Below are 17,289 nucleotides of genomic sequence, written 5' to 3'. Positions count from 1 at the left end.
TTTCGTGTTTTCGGAGGCATCCAAGTTCAGCTTGAAGAGTCAGCGCTAAGCGATTGATCTTGCGTGTATTTTTCCTTTCACCTAAACTGCAAGACAGTTGTTGGGGGCCCGGTTTGAACAATAGATTCTCGAAGCAGTTGACGCATTTTTCCGCCAGCCTGGCCTTGGTTCTGGCGGGCTTTCTGGCCAGCGCCCCGCTGACCAGCGCAGCCGCGGCGCAAAAAGCACCGGTGGCCAAGAATGCGCGCGCCGCCAAGCCGGCTGCGCGCAGCACCCATCTGAGCAAGGCGGCCAAGGCAGCCCAAGTCAAGTCCGGCGCCAAGGCACGGCCTAAAGCGGCCTTGCGTGGCCGTACGGGCAAGGTTTCGGTGGCTGCTCGCTCCGCCAGCGCTGAAGTGGCGGCCAAGCCCACCTTCGGCCAGCTCTACGGTCTGCACGGCGTTGAAGACGCGCTGAAGCTCAAGTCCAGCGTGGCCCTGGTTCTGGATCAGGACACCAACGAAGTCCTGTTCGCCAAGAACTCCCAGGCTGTGTTGCCGATTGCCTCCATCACCAAGCTGATGACGGCGCTGCTGGTGGTTGAAGCTGGGCAGTCGCTGGATGAGAAGTTGACGATCAGTGATGAGGATATCGACTCTGAAAAGTACACGCGCTCGCGCTTGACGGTCGGCGCCACGCTGACTCGCGGCGAGATGCTGCATCTGGCCCTGATGTCGTCTGAGAACCGCGCGGCCAATGCGTTGGGCCGGTACTACCCCGGCGGTCTGGCGACCTTTGTCACCGCCATGAACGCCAAGGCACAGTCTTTGGGCATGACCGACACTCACTATGTGGAGCCGACCGGCTTGTCCAGCCGCAATCAGTCAAGCGCCAAGGATCTGGCGGCGCTGGTCAAGGTGGCGCACGAGGTGCCTTTGCTGCGTGAGCTGTCCACTTCCAAGGAATATCAAGTGGCCCTGGGTCGCCGCCAGCTGCAATATCACAGCACCAATGCCTTGGTCAGCAACCCCGCCTGGGACATCGGTTTGCAGAAGACCGGCTTCATCAATGAGGCCGGCCGTTGCCTGGTCATGCAGGCGCGCATGGCTGGCCGCAAGCTGATCATGGTCTTCCTCGATTCCACTGGCAAATACACGCGGATTGCTGATGCCGAGCGCGTTCGCAAGTGGATCAACAGCAACCCGAGCGCTGCTGCGGTGAGCGTCAAGCCGACGATCTGAGTCAGGTTCCTGCATGGCTGTCTGGCTGCCGAAATGAAAACGCGCTCCTGGAGCGCGTTTTTTCATGTCTTTTCGACAGTCGCCAGGTGGCTGGATCAGCCGCGAAAGCCTAGCGATGCGGAGATCTGCGCCGCCGTTTCTTTGAGGCGCGCCAGCCAGCTTTCTTCCAGCCGGTCGGCCGGGGCCGAGATGGACAGGCCAGCGACCAGCTTGGCTTGATCGTCGTAGATGCCCGCGGCCATGCAGCGCACGCCCAGTTCCAGTTCTTCGTCGTCGCGTGACAGACCGCGCTGACGGATCATCGCCAACTCGCGCTCCAGCGCGCCTATTTCCGTCAGGCTGTTGCGCGTGTGGCCGGCCAGGCCGGTGCGGGTGGCATAAGCGCGCACGCGCGTGGGGTCGTCGCTGGCCAGAAAGAGCTTGCCCACTGAGGTCAGGTGCAGCGGAGCGCGGCCACCCACCGCACGCACCACCTGCATGCCCGAGCGTTCGCTGTAGGTGCGTTCGATGTAGACAATTTCGTCGCCCTGGCGCACCGAAAGATTGACCGGCTGGTGGGTGAACTTGTGCAGTTCGCGCATGGGTCCGAGCGCCGCATCGCGCACATCGAGCCGCGCCTTGACCAGGTTGCCCAGCTCCAGCATGCGCATGCCGAGTCGGTAGCTGCCGGCCTCGGGGCGGTCGACGAAGCGCCCGATGGCCAGGTCGTTCAGAATCCGGTGCGCGGTGGATGGGTGTAGGCCAGTGGTTTCGGCGATCTCTTTCAGTGAAACCGGATCTTGGTGGCTGGCCAGAACATCGAGCAGCGCGAAGGTGCGCTCCAGCACCTGGATGGCAGGCGTTTGAGCTTCTTTATTCTTCATGCGGTGATTGTGCGGGGTTTCACTTTGTTTTGCATTGCGAAAAGTAGATTCAGCTCACGAGATGGTTTCGCTTGTGCAACAGCACCGGCAGTTCGCATCGTGCAATGGCTGGGCCTGACGCTTGCGGGTGTGTCGCTCGCGATGGCGGTGCAGGCCCAGACGGTGGAGCCGGCTTCGGAGCTGATGAATTCGCCGCCCTCAGCCGGGCCGCAGCAGCCGCCCGCCAGCTCGGCAGGGAGTTCCTCCGCCCATTCAAACGTCAATTCGGCCGCCAGCGCGCCAGCACGGGTGGCCCCGGTGTCAAGCTGGTTGCGCCTGCCCAAGCTGCAGGGCCGCCTGACCGCGGCCGACCTGGGCCTGCTGATCAACACCAACGATCCGTACTCCGTGGCCGTGGGCCAGTACTACGCGCGCCGGCGCGGCATTCCCGATGCTCAGATCTTGCGTGTGCAGCTGCCCCTGCGTGCGACTTTGAGCCTGGCCGAGTTCGAGAGTCTGCAAGCCAGCGTGCGCCAGCGCATGGGCCCGCAGGTGCAGGCGCTGGCGCTGGCATGGAGCCAACCCTACGCCGTGGAGTGCAACTCCATCACCTCGGCCCTGGCCCTGGGTTTTCAGCCTGAAATTTGCAAGCAGAGCTGCGCCCCGAGCCGGCCTTCGCCGTATTTCAACTACCAGGGTCGCAAGCCTTTCACCGACCTGGGCCTGCGCCCGTCCATGCTTTTGGCCGCACGCTCGGTCGAGAGCGCCCAGGCCTTGATCGAACGCGGCATCGCCGCCGACCACAGCCTGCCATCCTTCGTGCCAGCGAATGCCTATTTCGTCAGCACCCCCGATGCGGCGCGCAATGTGCGCTCGGTCTTGTTCCCCCCGGCCAGCACCATCCGGGCCTTGGGACTGGAAGCGCGGCGAGAGTCCAGCGAGGCCTTGCCCGCCCGCTTGCCGCGCGCCCTGTTGATGGCAACCGGCTTGGCGCGCGTGGAGGGCCTGGACCGGATCGAATGGTTGCCCGGTGCGCTGGCCGACCATCTCACTTCCTTCGGCGGCCTGCTGGAGCGCAACAGCCCGCAGGAGCAGATGAGCGCGCTGGATTGGCTGGAGTCCGGTGCCACTGCCAGCTACGGCACGGTCAGCGAGCCCTGCAATCATCTGCAGAAGTTCCCGCATCCGCAGATTCTGTTGCTCAGCTATGCCCAGGGCTTGAGTGCGCTGGAGGCCTACTGGCACAGCGTGGCCTGGCCAGGGCAGGGGGTGTTTGTGGGCGAACCTCTGGCGGCGCCCTTTGCACCGCCGTTCTAGCCCTGCGGCGCCTACAGATTCGCCGCCGCGAACTCACCCGCCAGCACCGCGCCCTCGAGCGTGGCTGGATAGGGCCCTGCGACATAGTCCCCGGCCGCCCACAGACCCGTGGCAATCGCTGCGGGCGGGCGCTGCAAGCCTGGTCTGCAGGCAAAGGTCGCGCGTTTCTCGGCCAGCACGCGGATCAGCGCGGGAGGCTGGGCCCAACCCAGCTCTCGCTGGGCTTGTCGCCGTACGGCTTCAGCCGCGGCTTCCAGGCCGCGCTCGACCCAGGGTGCGGCACCGCTGATCACCCAGGCCGAGCGTCCAGCGGCTTCGGCGCACAGCTGCCCCAGGTCAAACGCAAACTGGGCCGGCGCTTGCGGCCCCTCCTGCAGGGCCAGCATGGGGGCGGGCCAGGCGGGGCCGGGGTGCTGGAGGTAGACCGTGATGATGGGCTCATAGTTCAGGGCCGCCGCCTGCGCGCTCCAGCCCGGTGCGAGCGGGGCGGTCAAACGGGCGGCTTCGGCCGCGCTGCAGGCGAGGATGATGCGGTCGAAGGCCTCGCCCTCTAATAGCCAGCCGCCTTCGGCTCTCGGTGCCAGGGACTGCACCCGGTGGCCGAGCCGCAGTTCCGCGCCGTGGGCCTGCAACCAGGTTTGCGCTGGCTCGGCCAGCAGTTCGCTCAGCGGCCTGCGGGGGAGCAGCAGGTCCGAGCTGCCGGGGCCGCTGAACAGGGCATCGTGCAGCACACGCAGGAACACGCTGGCGCTGGCCTGCGCGGCCGGCGTGTTCAGGGCCGCGACGCAGAGTGGATCGATCAGCTCGTCCTTGATTTGCTGGGGCAGGCCCCGGCACAGCTGGGCCACGCTGAGCTCGGGCGCGCAGCGAAACCCGTGCAGCAGCCAGCCTGTCGCGGCGCTCAGCAGACCCAGCCGTGCCGGCCAGGACCAGCGCTGGCAGGTCAGCACGCCGCGCACGAAGGCTGGCATGGCCGCGCCGGGCGGCAGGCGCAGGCCTTCATGCTGGGGGTAGCGCAGGCGCAGCGGCAGGCGCAGCAAGGCGGTCTCGGGCGCCACGCCCAGCTGGCGCATCAGCGCCAGGCTGCGCCGGTAGGCGCCGATCAGGATGTGCTGGCCGTTGTCCAGACGTAGGCCCGCTTCGTCGGGTGGCAGGCTGCGGGCGCGGCCACCGAGCTGGCCGGCCATGTCAAAGAGCTGAACCCGGTGGCCCGCATCGCAGGCGCGCACGGCGGCCGCTAAGCCGGCCCAGCCACCGCCCACCACGGCCACGCGCAGCCCGGCTGGCTGCGCGGGCATCAGCGGCCCAGCCAATTGGTGCGCATGGCCAGCCAGAGCTTGCGCAGCGGCGTCAGCGAGATGCGTTGTTCCAGCACGCGGAAGTTCTCGGCCTCGATCTCGCGCAGCAAGGCGCGGTAGATATTGGCCATCATCAGGCCGGTCTTTTGCGCCTTGCGGTCGACGTCGGGCAGCAGGGCAAAGGCCTCGTCGTACAGGCGGTGCGCGCGTTCGGCCTGGAATTTCATCAAGGCCGTGAAGCGATCGCTGTAGCCCCAGGGGCTTTTGCGCAGCAGGATCTCATGGGCCTTGACGTCAAACTGCTGCAGCTCCGAGATCGGCAGGTAGATGCGGCCGCGCCGGGCATCATCACCGACGTCGCGAATGATGTTGGTCAGCTGCATGGCCTGGCCTAGCTTGTGGGCATAGGCGATGGTCTCGGGCTGGCTGCGGCCGAAGATGCCCGAGGCGACTTCGCCGACGACGCCGGCCACCAAGTGGCAGTAACGCTGCAGGCCGGGGTAGTCGAGGTAGCGGGTTTGTTCCAGGTCCATCTGGCAGCCCTCGATGACGGCGTTCAGGTGTTCCAGGCGAATGTCGAAGGCCGCGCAATGCGGCATCAAGGCCTTCATCACCGGATGCTGGGGCTGGCCAGCGAAGGCGCTGGCGGCTTCTTTTCGCCACCAAGCCAGCTTGGTCGATGCCACGCCCAGGTCCTCGATTTCGTCCACCACATCGTCCACCTCGCGGCAGAAGGCATAGAAGGCGGTGATGGCGGCGCGCCGCTCAGGGGGCAGAAACAGGAAGGCGTAATAGAAACTGGAGCCGCTCTTGGCAGCCTTGTCCTGCACATATTGCTCGGGGTTCACAGGCGGACCTCGCGCTCGGCCTGGGCCGTGGCGGCCAGGTTCAAGGTGCGGCTGCGGCCCATGCGCAGGCAGGCCCAGAGTAGGGCGGGGGCGTCGAGCGGGCCCAGTGCGGGGCGTTGAAGAAGGCTGGCGTGATGCATGGCGCGGATTTTCGCAAGAATGCGCAGGCCGCCTTGTACCACCGCGCGCAACTCCCAGCCGGCGCGCCCGGGTATCTGATGCACCAGGGGCGCGCCTTGCCGCATCAGGGCCTCGGCCCAGTCGCAGAGCTCGGCGATCAACTGCCGAGCGGCGCTGCTGTCGCGGCAGGCCAGGATGTCGGCGCCGCTCAGACCATGGCGACGCAAATCGCCCGCGGGCACATAGAGCCGGCCGCGTGGGCCGTCACGGCTGAAGTCCTGCCAGAAGTTAATCAGTTGCAGGCTGCTGCAGATGGCGTCAGAGCGCTGCAGTGCCAGCGGGTCGGTGATGCCGTAAAGGTGCAGCAGCAGCCGCCCGATCGGGTTGGCCGAGCGGCGGCAGTAGTCCAGCAGTTCGGGCCTGTCGGCATACGAGGCCTTGACCAGGTCCTGCTCGAAGGCGGAGATCAAATCATTCAGCAGCGGCGCCGGCAGCCGATATTGAGGCATGACGCGCGCCAGCCCGGCGAACACCTGGTGTTCCCAGCGGCCCGATCCGGCCCGGCCGTCCAGCATGGCGGCGAGGTCGGCGCGGTAGTCTTGCAGGTCCTGCTGTCGCTGCGCGGTCGAGGCATCGCCTTCGTCGGCCAGGTCGTCTGCGCTGCGGGCGAAGTGGTAGATCGCTGCAATGGCCGGGCGCAAATGCGGCGGGCACAGCCAGGAAGCAACAGGAAAGTTTTCGTAGTGTTCTATGCTCACGGCCAGGATTGTGGGTGCGTTCAGCCTCGTCGGCAGCAAGATGGGCCGGATTGCCCCGCTTTCATCGGTTTGACAGTGCAGAGTCGCTTCCCTACATTGCTGACCGTTTGGCCAGTTACGGCGAATCTGCCCGTCCGCTCTGTTCTTTTGCTACACGCTCACCGCGAGCCGGCCGCGCCGCTGACCCAGCGTGCGACCGATGGTGAAGCCCAATTCGAGGTCATTCATGCCCCATCTCATTAGCCGCCGTACCAGCCAGGCCTGTGCTGTCGCCTTGCTGGCGCTGCTGGGCGCCTGCAGCAAGCAAGAAGCCGCGCCCGAGCCTGAGCGTGCGGTTCGCACCCTGGTCTTGCAAGCGGGCACCAGCGGGCAAGTTCATGAGTACGCAGGCGAGATTCGCGCCCGCACCGAAACACGACTGTCTTTCCGGGTCGGCGGCAAATTGCTCGGCCGCAAGGTCAATGTCGGCGATCGTGTCCAGGCGGGCCAGGTGCTGGCTGTGCTGGATCCGCAGGACTTGGTCCTGGGCCAGCAGGCAGCCAAAGCCGGGCTGCAGGCTGCGCGGGCCAATCGCGATCAGCTCGGCGCCGAACTGAAGCGCTTCATTGAGTTGCAACAGCAGGGATTCATCAGCGCCGCCGAACTGGAGCGGCGCGACCTGGCCTTCAAGGCGGCGCAGGCGCAGTTGGAACAGGCGCGCACTCAGTCCGAGGCACAGAACAACCAGGTCGGCTACGCCCAACTGACTGCCGATGCGGCCGGTGTGGTCACGGCGGTCTTCGTCGAGCCCGGCATGGTGGTGGGGGCCGGCACGCCGGTCTTGCAGTTGGCCCATGAAGGACCCCGCGATGTGGTGTTTTCGGTGCCCGAGGACCAACTGGGCCGCCTGCGCGAGGGCGCTGCTCTGGCCGGCGGCCTGACGGTGCGACTTTGGAGCGACGTCAAGCCCGGCGCACAAACGGCCGCCGAGGCACGGCCCCTCAGCCTGCGCGAGGTTGCGGCAGCCACCGATCCAGTGACCCGCACCTTTCTGATCAAGGCCGACGCCGGCAAGCTCGACGCGCGCATCGGCCAGACCGCGTCGGTCCTGTTGGCTTCGCCGCGGGTGGCTCAGGCCATCAAGCTGCCGCTGTCGGCCGTGCTGCAGACCCAGGGCCAGACCTCGGTCTGGGTGCTCGATACCGTGTCAATGACGGTCAAGCAGCAGCCCGTTCAGGTGGGCGGAGCGGATGGCAACGAGGTGCTGGTCGCCGCTGGCCTTCAGCCGGGGCAAGAGGTGGTGGTGGCGGGCGTGCATGTGCTCAAGGCAGGCCAGAAAGTCAGGCGTTTCGAGCAGGGGCCGGCGGTTCCTGTAGCTGCACCTGCACCTGCTGCCGCGGCTTCGCGCTGATCCGGAGCCAGCCGCATGAGCCTTCACGAGCAAGCTCCCGCGACCGCCGGTCGCCATTTCAATATGTCGCGCTGGGCGCTGGAGCACCCGGCGCTGACCCGCTATCTGATGATCGTGCTCATGGTCATGGGCTTTGCCGCCTATTTCCAGCTGGGCCAGGATGAGGACCCGCCGTTTACCTTCCGCGTGATGGTGGTGCAAGCCTTCTGGCCGGGCGCCACGGCCCAGCAAATGGCCGAGCAGGTGACCGACAAGATCGAGAAGACCCTGCAGGAAGTGCCGCTGGGCGACAAGATCCTCAGCAGCACCAAGCCGGGCGAGTCGTTGACGGTCTTCCAGCTCAAGGACGACTCGGCGGCCAAGGATGTGCCTGAGGTTTGGTACCAGGTTCGCAAGCGCCTGGGCGATATGAAGGGCAACTTGCCTCAGGGGGTCTACGGGCCGTTCTTCAACGACGAGTTCGGTGACGTCTACGGCTCGATCTTCGCGTTATCGGCAGACGGTTTCACGCCCGAGGAACTGCGCGAGTACGCAGAGCGGGTGCGTTCGCAGCTCTTGCGCGTGCCCGATGTGACCAAGGTTGAGACCTTCGGAGCCCAGCCCGAGAAGGTCTTCATCGAGGTCTCGCAAAAGCGTCTGGCCAACCTCGGCCTGGACTTCGGTCAGGTCATCAATCAGCTCGGCGCGCAGAACGCGGTCGAGGGTGGCGGCGTGCTCAACGCCGGGGCCGGCAATTTGCAGATCCGCATTGGCGGCCAGTTCAATTCGGTGCAGGCGCTCAAGGACTTCGCCATCCGCGCGATCAATCCGGTGACCGGCCAAGCGAGCACGCTGCGCTTGTCGGACATTGCCGAGGTGCGGCGCGGCTATGCCGACCCGCCGTCTGTGATGGTGCGCCATCAGGGCAAGGACGTGATTGCCCTGGGCGTGTCCATGGGCAAGGGCGGCGACATCGTCGCCATGGGCAAGGCGCTGCAGAAGACCACGGCGGCGATCCGCAAGACTTTGCCCGCTGGCATCGAGTTGGTGCAGGTGCAAGATCAGCCGCAGGCCGTGACGCGTTCGGTCAACGAGTTTGTGCAGGTGTTGCTGGAGGCGGTGGTGATCGTCCTGGCGGTCAGCTTCATCGCTCTGGGCCTGCACACACGGCCGCTGCGTGTGGATATCTGGCCGGGCTTGGTGGTGGCGATCACGATTCCGCTGGTGCTGGCCATCACCTTCGTGACCATGTTCTATTGGAGCGTGGGCCTGCACAAGATTTCGCTGGGCTCGCTGATCATCGCGCTCGGCTTGCTGGTGGACGACGCCATCATTGCCGTCGAGATGATGGTGCGTAAGTTGGAGGAGGGCTGCGACAAGATGCATGCCGCCACCTTCGCCTATGACGCGACGGCCATGCCCATGCTGACCGGCACCTTGATCACCGCCGTGGGCTTCCTGCCCATCGGTCTGGCCAAGTCGGTGACCGGGGAATACACCTTCGCCATCTTTGCGGTCACGGCCGCGGCGCTGATGATTTCCTGGTTTGTCTCGGTCTACTTCGTGCCCTATCTCGGCGCACTCTTGCTGCGCACCCATCCGGCCAAGGAAGGCCAGGGGCATGAGATGTTCGACACACCCTTCTACAGCCGCTTCCGAACGGCGGTGGGTTGGTGTGTGCAGCACCGCTGGCTCACGATTGGCGCGACGGTGCTGGTGTTCGCGCTCGGTCTGTTCGGCATGACGCGGGTGCAGCAACAGTTCTTTCCCGATTCCAGCCGGCCAGAGATTCTGGTCGACATGACCTTGCCCGAGGGTTCGACGATCCAGCAAACCCAGGCTGTGGCGCAGCGATTTGAAGCCCGCCTGATGAAGGAGGCGGGCGTGGCCACCGTCAGCACCTGGATCGGTTCCGGCGTGCCGCGCTTCTATTTGCCTATGGACGTGGTGTTCCCCGATCCAGCGGTCAGCCAAGCCATCGTCTTGCCCAAGGGCATGAATGAGCGTGAGGCCTTGCGCAAGCGCCTGCCGGAGTTGCTTGCCGCCGAGTTCCCGGAGGTGCGGGCGCGCGTCAAGCTGCTGCCCAATGGCCCGCCGGTGGCCTATCCGGTTCAGTTTCGCGTTTCGGGCGAAAAGGTCGAGCAGGTGCGCTACTGGGCCGACCAGGCCAAGGAAATCGTTCGCGCCAATCCGCATATGCGCGGCGTCAACGACAACTGGCGCGAGTCCATCAAGGTGCTCAAGCTCGATGTGGATCAGGACAAGGCGCGCGCGCTTGGCGTCACCAGCCAGAGCCTGGCTCAGGGTTCGCGCACTTTGCTCTCGGGCACCACCATCGGCCAGTACCGCGAAGGGGACAAGCTGGTGGACATCGTGCTACGACCGCCGCTGGAGGAGCGCAATGCCATCACTGACATCGGCAACGCCTATGTGATGACCGGTACCGGCCGCTCGGTGCCGCTGACGCAGATCGCCAAGGTCGGCTTCGAGTGGGAGCCGGGCGTGCTGGCCCGTCAGGGTCGGGCCTATGCGGTGACGGTGCAGGGCGATGTCACCGAGGGCATGCAGGGCGCCACCGTCAGCGCTCAGATCTGGCCGCAGCTGCAAGCGCTGCAAGCCAAGATGCCGGCGGGCTACAGCATTTCGGTGGCCGGTGCGGTGGAGGAGAGCAGCAAGGGCCAGGGATCGATTGCGGCCGGCGTGCCGGTGATGCTGTTCATCACTTTCACCTTGCTGATGTTGCAACTGCAGAGTTTCTCGCGCTCCATGCTGGTCTTTCTGACGGGCCCGCTGGGCATCGCCGGGGTGGCGGCGGCGCTGCTGCTCCTGGACAAGCCCTTCGGCTTCGTGGCCTTGCTGGGCGTGATCGCGCTGATGGGCATGATCATGCGCAACTCGGTCATCTTGATCGACCAGATCGAGCAGGACCGGGCGCGCGGCGTGCCGGCCTGGAACGCCATCGTCGAGTCGGCGGTGCGGCGATTCCGTCCCATCGTGCTGACGGCTGCAGCGGCCGTGCTGGCCATGGTGCCGCTGTCGCGCAGCGTGTTCTGGGGGCCGATGGCGGTGGCCATCATGGGCGGCTTGATCGTCGCCACGGCCCTGACCCTGCTGGCGCTGCCGGCCATGTACGCGGCCTGGTTCCGCGTGCGTCAGCCCGAGCCCGGCCACTCGCAACTTTGAGCTGAAGAGCGTCCACAACACTCAGTCCCATTGAGCTCGCAAGGAGGCCCCCGACCGGGGGTTTTCCTTGGGCTCATTTTTTGGCTCTCCAAATGGCTACAATCCACGGTTTGCCGAAATGCCACGGGCTTGTGCGGCCGAATTCCGACAGGAATTTTGTCAAGCAGGCTTGAATCCACTTAGCGCGGGTGGCGAAATTGGTAGACGCACCAGGTTTAGGTCCTGACGCCTTCACCGGCGTGCCGGTTCGAGTCCGGCCCCGCGCACCAGATAACTTTGTACTGAGTCAAAAATGGCTGTCACCGTCGAAACCCTCGAAAAGCTCGAACGCCGCATCACGCTCACGCTGGCGGCCGCTGACATCAACAGCGAAGTCGAGAACCGTCTCAAGAAATTGGCCCGCACCGTCAAGGCCGATGGCTTCCGCCCCGGCAAGGTGCCGATGAGCGTGGTCGCTCAGCGTTATGGCTACTCCGTCCAGTACGAAGTCATGAACGACAAGCTGGGCGAGGCCTTCTCGGTCGCCGCCAACGAAGCGCAGCTGCGCGTCGCCGGCGCTCCCAAGATCGCCCAGAAGGAAGAGTCGCCCGAAGGCCAGATGGCTTTCGACGCCACCTTCGAGGTCTACCCGGAAGTCAAGCTGGGTGATCTGTCGGCCGCCGACATCGAGCGCGTCGCCAGCGAAGTGACCGACGAAGCGATCGACAAGACCGTCGACATCCTGCGCAAGCAGCGCCGCACTTTTGCCCAGCGCGCCGCCGCTGAAGCCGCGACCGATGGCGACCGCGTCACCATCGACTTCGAAGGCAAGCTCGATGGCGAGCCTTTCGCCGGCGGCAAGGCCGACGGTTTCCAATTCATCATCGGCGAAGGCCAGATGCTGGAAGCCTTCGAGAAGGCCGTGCGCGGCATGAAGGTGGGCGAGTCCAAGACTTTCCCCCTGGCCTTCCCTGAGGACTATCACGGCAAGGACGTGGCCGGCAAGGAAGCCGACTTCCTGGTGACGGTCAAGAAGATCGAAACCCAGCACCTGCCGGAAGTGAACGAAGCCTTCGCCAAGTCCCTGGGCATTGGTGAAGCTTCGGTGGACGGCCTGCGCGCTGACATCAAGAAGAACCTCGAGCGCGAAGTGAAGTTCCGCGTGCTGGCTCGCAACAAGGGCGCCGTCATGGATGCTCTGGTGGCCAGCGCCGAACTCGACGTGCCCAACGCCTTGGTGTCCGGCGAAGCCGAGCGCCTGGTGGCTGCAGCCCGCGAAGACCTGAAGAAGCGCGGCGTGAAGGATGCTGACAAGGCCCCGATCCCCGAAGAAATCTTCAAGCCCCAAGCCGAGCGCCGTGTGCGCCTGGGCCTGGTGGTGGCCGAGCTGGTGCGCGCCAACAATCTGCAAGCCAAGCCCGAGCAGCTGCAAGCGCACATCGAAGAGTTGGCTCAAAGCTACGAAAAGCCCGCTGAAGTGGTGCGTTGGTACCTGAGCGACCGCAACCGTCTGGCCGAAGTGGAAGCCGTGGTCGTTGAAAACAACGTCACCGACTTTGTGCTGGCCAAGGCCAAGGTCAGCGACAAGTCCCTGCCTTTCGACGAGCTGATGGCCACGGCTGCCAACTGATCCCGTTCGCAGCACCTGCCGGAAAGGCGCCGTACCGCAAGGCCGGCGCCTTTTTTCATTTTTCAGGGCTTTGCCTTGCGACCACATAATCAGGCCCCATACCTAGTTGGTAGTTCGCAAGAAGTTCGATCGAGACATTTTTCAGAGGAAGAACACCCATGAGCGCGCTGGAAATCAACAACCTGGGCATGGTGCCCATCGTCATCGAACAATCGGGCCGCGGTGAGCGTGCCTACGACATCTACAGCCGCCTGCTGCGCGAGCGCATCATCTTCCTGGTCGGCCCGGTGAATGATGCGGTGGCCAATCTGGTGGTGGCCCAGATGCTGTTCCTGGAGAGCGAGAACCCGGACAAGGACATCTTCCTCTACATCAACTCGCCCGGCGGCAGCGTCTCGGCCGGCATGTCCATCTTCGACACCATGCAGTTCATCAAGCCGCAGGTGTCGACTCTGTGCATGGGCATGGCAGCGAGCATGGGCGCCTTCCTGCTGGCCGCAGGCGCCAAGGGCAAGCGCATGGCCTTGCCGAATGCCAAGGTCATGATTCACCAGCCGCTGGGCGGCACGCAAGGTCAGGCGACTGACATCGAGATCCACGCCCGCGAGATCCTCAAGACCCGCGAGCAGCTCAATCGCATCCTGGCCGAGCGTTCGGGCCAAAGCCTGGAAAAGATCCAGAACGACACCGAGCGCGACTACTACATGTCCGCCGCCGAAGCGCAGGCCTATGGCCTGATCGACCAGGTGGTGGAAAAGCGCGCCTGAGCATCCGCTCGCGTGTGGCCTGAACCCGGGCCCAATTGACGGCAGTAGGGGGCCCTTATCCAGAAAAGGGCCCCTTGTCCGTTTGAACTATCATCACTGCAGGCATTTACGCCTGAAAGACAAGCAGATCCATGGCCGAGAAAAAAGGCAATTCCAGCGAAAAAGTCCTGTACTGCTCCTTCTGCGGCAAAAGCCAGCATGAGGTGAAGAAGCTGATCGCTGGCCCATCGGTGTTCATTTGCGACGAGTGCATCGAGCTCTGCAATGACATCGTCCGCGACGAAGTGCCGGCCGACACGCCGCAGGCGCGCGCCAGCAAGTCCGATCTGCCGGTGCCGAGCGAGATCAAGGCCAGCCTCGATCAGTATGTGATCGGCCAGGATGTCGCCAAGCGCACCTTGGCGGTTGCGGTTTACAACCACTACAAGCGCCTGCGCCATATGGCCGGGACCAAGGACACGGTCGAGCTGTCCAAGAGCAACATCCTCTTGATCGGTCCCACGGGCTCCGGCAAGACCTTGCTGGCTCAGACCCTGGCCCGCTTGCTGAATGTGCCCTTCGTCATCGCCGACGCGACCACGCTGACCGAAGCAGGCTATGTGGGTGAGGACGTTGAGAACATCATCCAGAAGCTGCTGCAGAACTGCAATTACGACGTGGAGCGCGCCCAGCGCGGCATCGTCTACATCGACGAAATCGATAAGATCAGCCGCAAGGCCGACAACCCGTCGATCACGCGCGATGTGTCGGGCGAAGGCGTTCAGCAAGCCTTGCTGAAGCTGGTTGAAGGCACCATGGCTTCCGTGCCTCCGCAGGGCGGCCGCAAGCACCCTAATCAAGACTTCCTGCAGATCGACACGACCAACATCCTGTTCATCTGCGGTGGCGCATTCGATGGCCTGGAGAAGGTCATCCAAAACCGTTCAGAAAAGTCCGGCATCGGCTTTGGTGCTTCGGTGCAGAGCAAGACAGACCGCCGTGCGGCCGAACTGTTCCGCGAAGTCGAGCCCGAAGATTTGATCAAGTTCGGCATCATTCCTGAGTTGGTCGGTCGTCTGCCGGTGGTTGCCACTCTGGGCGAGCTGACTGAGGACGCGCTGGTGCAGATCCTGACTGAGCCCAAGAATGCCTTGCTCAAGCAGTACCAGCAGTTGTTCGCCATGGACGGTGTCGAGCTGGAAGTGCGCCCATCGGCCTTGACCGCAATTGCACGCAAGGCACTGGCCCGCAAGATCGGAGCGCGTGGTCTGCGCTCCATCATGGAGCTGTCGCTGATCGACACGATGTTCGAGCTGCCCGCCCTGGACGGCGTGGCCAAAGTGGTGCTGGACGAGCACAACATTGACGAAGGGGCCAAGCCCTTGCTGGTGTATCGCGAGCAGGCCAAGGCCAGCGCCTGAAGTTGAATCGACACGAGAGAACTGGCCGCTTTGAAGGGCCAGTTCCATTCCCCAGGCATCTTGCAATACTGATCTCGGACCGCATCTGGGTCTGAGAAAGAGAGGTTTTCATGTCCGGTCATCCTGTTTTGCCTGCGGAACCCATCACCCTGCCACTGTTGCCCTTGCGCGATGTGGTCGTGTTCCCGCATATGGTGATCCCGCTCTTCGTGGGTCGCCCCAAGTCCATCAAGGCCCTCGAAGCCGCGATGGAAGCCGGCCGTCAGATCATGTTGGTGGCCCAAAAGGCCGCCGGCAAGGATGAGCCCAAGTCGGACGATATGTTCGAAGTGGGCTGTGTCTCCAGCATCCTGCAAATGCTCAAGCTGCCCGATGGCACCGTCAAGGTGCTGGTCGAAGGCCTGCAGCGCGCCACCACCCAGTCCATCACCGACGGGGAAGAGCATTTCGTCGCCGAGGTTCTGCCCATTCCGCCCGAGACCGACCTCAAGCCCGAGGTTGAGGCTCTGCGCCGCGCGGTGACTCAGCAGTTCGACCAGTACGTCAAGCTGAACAAGAAGATTCCGCCGGAGATCTTGACCTCGATCGCCGGCATCGATGATGCCGGTCGCCTGGCCGATACGATTGCCGCTCACCTGCCGCTCAAACTCGACGCCAAGCAGTCGGTGTTGGACCTGGCCGAGGTGGGCAAGCGTCTGGAAACATTGCTCGATTTGCTTGAGCATGAAGTTGACATCCTGCAGGTGGAAAAGCGCATTCGCGGCCGCGTCAAGCGCCAGATGGAGAAGAGCCAGCGCGAGTACTACCTGAACGAGCAGGTCAAGGCCATTCAGAAGGAACTCGGCGACGGCGAAGAGGGCGCTGATCTGGAGGAGCTGGACAAGAAGATCCAGGCTGCTCGCATGCCCAAGGAAGCGCGTAAGAAGGCCGACGGCGAGCTGAAGAAGCTCAAGCTGATGTCTCCCATGTCGGCCGAAGCCACCGTGGTGCGCAACTACATCGAGACCCTGGTCAACCTGCCCTGGAGCAAGAAGACCAAGATCAAGTTCGACCTGTCCAATGCCGTCGACGTGCTGAACGAAGACCATTACGGTCTGGACAAGGTCAAGGACCGCATCGTCGAGTACCTCGCTGTGCAACAGCGCGTGGACAAGGTCAAGGCGCCAATTCTGTGCCTGGTCGGCCCTCCGGGTGTGGGCAAGACTTCGCTGGGTCAGTCGGTGGCGCGCGCCACCGGCCGCAAGTTCGTGCGCATGGCCCTGGGCGGTGTGCGTGACGAGGCCGAGATCCGTGGCCACCGGCGCACTTACATCGGCTCCATGCCGGGCAAGGTGCTGCAGAGCCTGTCCAAGGTGGGCACGCGCAATCCTCTCTTCTTGCTCGACGAGATCGACAAGCTGGGCATGGATTTCCGTGGCGACCCGTCCTCGGCACTGCTCGAAGTGCTGGATCCTGAGCAGAACCACACCTTCGGTGACCACTATGTCGAGGTCGATTTCGATCTCTCTGATGTGATGTTCATCGCCACTTCCAACTCGATGAATATTCCGCCGGCCTTGCTGGACCGGATGGAAGTGATCCGCCTGTCGGGTTACACCGAGGACGAGAAGGTCAACATCGCTCAGCGCTACCTGCTGCCCAAGCAGTGCAAGAACAATGGCGTCAAGGAAGAGGAGATGGAAGTCACCGAATCCGCCATTCGCGGCATCATCCGTTACTACACCCGGGAAGCCGGTGTGCGTTCGCTGGAACGCGAAGTCTCGAAGATCTGCCGCAAGGTGGTGAAGGGCATTGCGCTCAAGACCTTCGAAGGCAAGGCTGTGGTCACAGAGGACAACCTCAATGACTTCCTGGGCGTGCGCAAGTACGACTTCGGTCGCGCAGAGAAGAAGAACCAGGTCGGCCAAGTGGTCGGTCTGGCCTGGACGGAAGTGGGCGGCGATCTGCTGACCATCGAAGCCACGGCCATGCCGGGCAAGGGCAACATCATCCGCACCGGTTCGCTGGGCGATGTGATGAAGGAATCCGTCGAGGCCGCCCGTACGGTCGTGCGTTCACGCGCACGCCTGCTGGGCATCAAGGACGAGTTGTTCGAGAAGCGCGATGTGCACGTCCACGTGCCCGACGGCGCGACGCCCAAGGACGGCCCGAGCGCAGGTGCGGCCATGACCACCGCCTTTGTTTCGGCCCTGACCGGCATTCCGGTGCGTGCCGACGTGGCGATGACCGGCGAAATCACCTTGCGCGGTGAAGTGACGGCCATCGGCGGTTTGAAGGAAAAGCTGCTGGCGGCCCACCGTGGTGGCATCAAGACCGTGATGATCCCGGAAGAGAACGTCAAGGACTTGCAGGACATTCCTGAGAACGTCAAGAACCAGCTGGAGATCGTGCCAGTGCGCTGGATCGATCGGGTGCTGGAGGTGGCGCTGGAGTCCATGCCTGTGCCTTTGCCGGATGAAGAACCTGCCGCAGCGGCCAAGGCCGAAGCGGTGGTGGCAGCGCCGGCCGCCACGCATTGAGTGAATTTCAAGCCCCGCAGGAAGGATCACTTTCGTGCG

12 protein-coding genes and 1 tRNA gene are annotated in these 17,289 nt (G+C 64.0%); 9 read left to right on the top strand and 4 right to left on the bottom strand.

Annotated elements, in window-relative coordinates; all coding sequences use genetic code 11:
• Nucleotides 1–137 precede the first annotated feature (137 nt).
• A complete protein-coding gene (gene pbpG, locus ACQY39_RS20170; RefSeq protein ID WP_428509272.1) occupies nt 138–1,220 on the top strand; it encodes a D-alanyl-D-alanine endopeptidase in 1,083 nt (360 codons plus the stop codon).
• Nucleotides 1,221–1,315: 95 nt separating this feature from the next.
• Here pbpG and ACQY39_RS20165 read toward each other — a convergent pair whose 3' ends face one another.
• Nucleotides 1,316–2,083, bottom strand: a complete 768-nt coding sequence (locus tag ACQY39_RS20165) for an IclR family transcriptional regulator (protein ID WP_263520943.1) — start codon at nt 2,081–2,083, stop codon at nt 1,316–1,318.
• Between the two features lie 99 nt (nt 2,084–2,182).
• Here ACQY39_RS20165 and ACQY39_RS20160 point away from each other — a divergent pair, with 99 nt between their 5' ends.
• Nucleotides 2,183–3,379 (top strand): TIGR03790 family protein, encoded by a 1,197-nt coding sequence (locus ACQY39_RS20160; protein ID WP_428509269.1) that lies wholly within the window; start codon nt 2,183–2,185, stop codon nt 3,377–3,379.
• A gap of 11 nt (nt 3,380–3,390) precedes the next feature.
• On the opposite strand, the gene hpnE is transcribed toward ACQY39_RS20160, so the two are convergent.
• From hpnE to hpnC, 3 genes are read right to left on the bottom strand one after another with little or no spacing between them, the layout of a single operon-like run.
• Entirely contained in the window at nt 3,391–4,677 is a 1,287-nt protein-coding gene (gene hpnE, locus ACQY39_RS20155) for a hydroxysqualene dehydroxylase HpnE (protein ID WP_428509267.1), read from the bottom strand.
• On the bottom strand, nt 4,677–5,525 hold the full coding sequence (hpnD, locus tag ACQY39_RS20150; protein ID WP_428509265.1) for a presqualene diphosphate synthase HpnD: 849 nt from the start codon (nt 5,523–5,525) through the stop codon (nt 4,677–4,679). The genes hpnE and hpnD overlap by 1 nt, the downstream gene beginning before the upstream one ends.
• The gene (gene hpnC / locus ACQY39_RS20145; protein ID WP_428509263.1) at nt 5,522–6,403 is read right to left on the bottom strand and encodes a squalene synthase HpnC; all 882 of its coding nucleotides are present in this window, start codon (nt 6,401–6,403) and stop codon (nt 5,522–5,524) included. The genes hpnD and hpnC overlap by 4 nt, the downstream gene beginning before the upstream one ends.
• A gap of 226 nt (nt 6,404–6,629) precedes the next feature.
• Between hpnC and ACQY39_RS20140 the strand changes: the two genes are divergently transcribed.
• From ACQY39_RS20140 to lon, 7 genes are all read left to right on the top strand, one after another.
• Nucleotides 6,630–7,793, top strand: coding sequence for an efflux RND transporter periplasmic adaptor subunit (locus ACQY39_RS20140; RefSeq protein ID WP_428509261.1), 1,164 nt, complete (start codon nt 6,630–6,632; stop codon nt 7,791–7,793).
• Between the two features lie 15 nt (nt 7,794–7,808).
• Complete coding sequence (locus tag ACQY39_RS20135; RefSeq protein ID WP_428509259.1) at nt 7,809–10,955, top strand: efflux RND transporter permease subunit; 3,147 nt, start codon at nt 7,809–7,811, stop codon at nt 10,953–10,955.
• 182 nt (nt 10,956–11,137) lie between these two features.
• Nucleotides 11,138–11,224: transfer RNA gene (locus ACQY39_RS20130), tRNA-Leu, on the top strand.
• 23 nt (nt 11,225–11,247) lie between these two features.
• The gene (tig, locus tag ACQY39_RS20125; RefSeq protein ID WP_428509257.1) at nt 11,248–12,564 is read left to right on the top strand and encodes a trigger factor; all 1,317 of its coding nucleotides are present in this window, start codon (nt 11,248–11,250) and stop codon (nt 12,562–12,564) included.
• A 158-nt stretch (nt 12,565–12,722) separates the two neighbouring features.
• Complete coding sequence (gene clpP / locus ACQY39_RS20120; protein ID WP_318013899.1) at nt 12,723–13,331, top strand: ATP-dependent Clp endopeptidase proteolytic subunit ClpP; 609 nt, start codon at nt 12,723–12,725, stop codon at nt 13,329–13,331.
• 131 nt (nt 13,332–13,462) lie between these two features.
• Complete coding sequence (clpX, locus tag ACQY39_RS20115) at nt 13,463–14,731, top strand: ATP-dependent Clp protease ATP-binding subunit ClpX (protein WP_428509255.1); 1,269 nt, start codon at nt 13,463–13,465, stop codon at nt 14,729–14,731.
• 110 nt (nt 14,732–14,841) lie between these two features.
• Nucleotides 14,842–17,250 (top strand): endopeptidase La, encoded by a 2,409-nt coding sequence (lon, locus tag ACQY39_RS20110; RefSeq protein WP_428509253.1) that lies wholly within the window; start codon nt 14,842–14,844, stop codon nt 17,248–17,250.
• Nucleotides 17,251–17,289 lie beyond the last annotated feature (39 nt).

This window comes from Roseateles sp. (assembly GCF_965262435.1).
GTDB lineage: Bacteria > Pseudomonadota > Gammaproteobacteria > Burkholderiales > Burkholderiaceae_C > Paucibacter_A.
The sequence above is the reverse complement of the archived record's forward strand: the minus strand, read 5'-3'. Positions and strand labels throughout refer to the sequence as shown.

Coding starts and splice junctions, on each gene's coding strand:
- ACQY39_RS20165 (WP_263520943.1), bottom strand. CDS start 2,083: ATGAAGAATAAAGAAGCTCAAACGCCTGCCATCCAGGTGCTGGAGCGC.
- hpnE (WP_428509267.1), bottom strand. CDS start 4,677: ATGCCCGCGCAGCCAGCCGGGCTGCGCGTGGCCGTGGTGGGCGGTGGC.
- ACQY39_RS20140 (WP_428509261.1), top strand. CDS start 6,630: ATGCCCCATCTCATTAGCCGCCGTACCAGCCAGGCCTGTGCTGTCGCC.
- ACQY39_RS20135 (WP_428509259.1), top strand. CDS start 7,809: ATGAGCCTTCACGAGCAAGCTCCCGCGACCGCCGGTCGCCATTTCAAT.
- tig (WP_428509257.1), top strand. CDS start 11,248: ATGGCTGTCACCGTCGAAACCCTCGAAAAGCTCGAACGCCGCATCACG.
- clpP (WP_318013899.1), top strand. CDS start 12,723: ATGAGCGCGCTGGAAATCAACAACCTGGGCATGGTGCCCATCGTCATC.
- clpX (WP_428509255.1), top strand. CDS start 13,463: ATGGCCGAGAAAAAAGGCAATTCCAGCGAAAAAGTCCTGTACTGCTCC.
- lon (WP_428509253.1), top strand. CDS start 14,842: ATGTCCGGTCATCCTGTTTTGCCTGCGGAACCCATCACCCTGCCACTG.